2 protein-coding genes are annotated in these 2,446 nt (G+C 28.4%); one reads left to right on the forward strand and one right to left on the reverse strand.

Annotated elements, in window-relative coordinates:
* The first annotated feature begins 1,024 nt into the window (after window positions 1-1,024).
* Window positions 1,025-1,498: a hypothetical protein gene (locus tag BM018_RS07460; RefSeq protein WP_092320174.1), complete on the forward strand. Its 474-nt coding sequence runs from the start codon at window positions 1,025-1,027 to the stop codon at window positions 1,496-1,498.
* A 142-nt stretch (window positions 1,499-1,640) separates the two neighbouring features.
* Here BM018_RS07460 and BM018_RS07465 read toward each other — a convergent pair whose 3' ends face one another.
* Window positions 1,641-1,964, reverse strand: a complete 324-nt coding sequence (locus BM018_RS07465; protein WP_143280481.1) for a hypothetical protein — start codon at window positions 1,962-1,964, stop codon at window positions 1,641-1,643.
* Window positions 1,965-2,446 lie beyond the last annotated feature (482 nt).

Here is a 2,446-nt window from a genome sequence, read left to right on the forward strand (position 1 = left end):
CTCTTAAATTACCTCTTAAGCTCGTCAGCGTCTAGCTTCATTCAGGTCTCAAATCATTCTTATAATAGTCTCAAATCAAACTTCTCTTAACATCTGCCTCATAATATGCAAATTGCTCTTTCGCTTTTTATCAGGCAAGAACACAAATACAACAAAATATCCCTAAAGAAAATGTCATAAAAATAATAAATAAAATATAATTGTTATGAGAATTTTAAATTATCATAGAACTTTTTACTAGGACAAACTGCATTAACGTGGGTAAAGTTTTCTACAGAAAATTCAGTCTAAAATCATTGTTACACAAGCTATGTACGCTTTACTATCTCTTACCTCCCTATTCATTCGTCTTTTTTCCTTATACTTTTTATTACTCGGATTCAATTTCCTGATCAAATAAATACTGAAAAATTTATTTCATTAAACATTACTGATCCAATATCAAAGGAAAAAATGAAGAAATTGATATTTTTTGGATTTGTTTTTAGCGTTATTGACTGTCAAGTACAAAATAAACTAATAAATAGCACTATTACAAAGCATTCTGAACCAGACCTGGTTCTCCAGAGCATGCCCTACTTGCCGAACCCTCTGAACCTATTTCCCCTGACAATTCTGTCCAAACCAGTAAATCCGAATAGATTGATTTTTAGTGAGAAGGAAAAGTAGTAATATTTTTATTTTGATAGGTCTGGTAATGTGGTAGATGATAATAGTTAGTCACAAGATATACATTTTGCCATATGGCAAAGGACAAAATAAGGCAATTCATAACTAATCAAGATTTATAGGTTATGGATTAATATTGATAATATGGTAGAACAAGGTCAAAGCACTCCTGCTTATCTTTTTTCTTAATATTAATGATCAAGAAAATGTTTTGGAATACCCGAAAAGACTGATATTTTTATTTTGATCTTTAAAAGAATAACTTCCTTTGAATATAAGTTTTTTTATACAAAAATTACATTTTTTTTGAAATTATGATATAATCGTAAATATATTTAATATTCATGAGGTTAATATGTATCTATTTATATTTATGACTATATTCATGCTTAATGGATGTATCTCACATCCTCCGAAATCCGAACAAATACAAGACCCATTATCGTTAGAAATTAAAGATGCATCTTACAAAGATCAATCCGGATTCAAAAACGAAAAAATGAATTTAACTAATCTTATCGATTTTGAAATAGGAACTCCTATAAAAATCGATAATCCAAAACGATTTATTCAAATTTCAATTTTATTTACTATGTTCCAACATGAACAATCCTTTACAGCACATCAAGAATTTGGGAATAATGATGAAGCAATTAGTGAATATTTAAACAACGCAAGAGAACGTTTTTATGCGGGTCTTGGGATTTCAGAACAAGAATATATCAATTATGGCACGCGTCATTCCGAAGAGATCCAACAATTTTTAATTGATAATCCAGATTATTTGGACGCATATAATTATACTCTGGAACAAATTACTGAATTTTAAGAAATATATCAAATTTAACGTGCAGCATAAATTAAAAGAAACTTTCGATACATAGATCTCATTTTTTGTCCAAAATAAATATTATCTATATTATTATAAAATTATTTATTTTCATTTAACCATATTTTAGAGATTTTGAATATTATAATCCAGAAAATTTAAATTTAATTCCTGTTGTACCAGTAATTTGCTCTGCTAAAATACTCATACCAATAGACCATCCGATATGTGAATTAAAATATACATTAAACCCTGTATCAAATCCTGCTCCTAAAGCAAATGGACCTGTATGTCTTGTCCAAGTAGGAAACATCTGAATACCAAACCCAAGCCCTACATACCAATCTAGATATTTTTCCAAGGTAACATGCATATTTAAAGTGGTAGAAATCGCAAAAGAATAGTCATAACTTCCAACACCACCAAAAAGGTTGACATCAGCATTCAATATAACACCAAAAGCCATCCAGTTTTTGTATTGAGTGCCGAAAAAATAAATTCAATAGTCGGCTGAAAAGCAAGTTGAGGTTCTGCGACAGGATCAATATGTCTGATCCTGCACCAAGACTTAAGCCAAGAATAAGGTCACCTGATTTATAATTTTGATAGGCATATGTCGAAATAGTTGTAAACAATAAAAAAGGTACTAATAATATTAATTTTTTCATCGTTACATCTCCTAATATGAATATTTGAAATTTATCTCATTTTTTAATTTTCAATATTATGTGGTATGAGTATAGTTACTAATATAAAATATTAATAAAATAACGATTCGTCTAATAAAATTTGATCTAAATGATCTTGTTTATATAAATTAAAATATCGATAAAAGAAAAATAAAAAAACAATTTTTAATCAATTGTACTAATACCATCCTCATTCGATACAGTGTCATATAACAATTAGTTTTGCAGTTATGACACATTTAGTTTTGCAGTTTTTGAA

It is taken from the genome of Brevinema andersonii (assembly GCF_900112165.1).
GTDB classification, from domain to species: Bacteria; Spirochaetota; Brevinematia; order Brevinematales; family Brevinemataceae; genus Brevinema; species Brevinema andersonii.